Origin of the sequence: Haloferula sp. A504, assembly GCF_044385805.1 — a bacterium.
In the GTDB taxonomy this organism is placed as follows: domain Bacteria; phylum Verrucomicrobiota; class Verrucomicrobiia; order Verrucomicrobiales; family Akkermansiaceae; genus Haloferula.
Genome location: NZ_JBISBU010000240.1, coordinates 1 through 352 on the forward strand (window position 1 = coordinate 1; position 352 = coordinate 352).

The window sequence follows — 352 nt, forward strand, 5'->3', positions numbered from 1 at the left end:
TGGGATAAGATGCCTCCAGTTCGCAGCTCGGTGCCGACGGCGTGCAGCGCTCGCGCCCCGTTGAAGCTGTAGCCCGCCCGCATGAAGTTCGCGATATGGAAGCCGCGAACCCCGCCCTGCACCGCCCACGCTCCGGCTCCGATGGGCAACAGGAATGCCGCATTTGCGTCCACCAAGTGGGGACTTGCCGAGGGGGACCCGAGGGTCAGCGTCTCGTTGAAACCCGGCGGCCTCACCGTATTCGGTCCGATGCCAGGCTGACTGCGGATGAATTCCCATTCGCGGATCCGCGCGTCCAAGGCATCCTGCTGCTCCCGACTCACAAAGGCGAAGAGCGCCTCCATGAATTCTT

Annotated in this window: 1 protein-coding gene; it reads right to left on the reverse strand. The window is 64.2% G+C overall.

Annotated elements, in window-relative coordinates; genetic code table 11:
• A partial coding sequence (locus tag ACG2LG_RS24350) for a hypothetical protein (protein ID WP_396263518.1) occupies positions 1-344 on the reverse strand: 344 nt, incomplete at its 3' end.
• Positions 345-352: the final 8 nt, after the last annotated feature.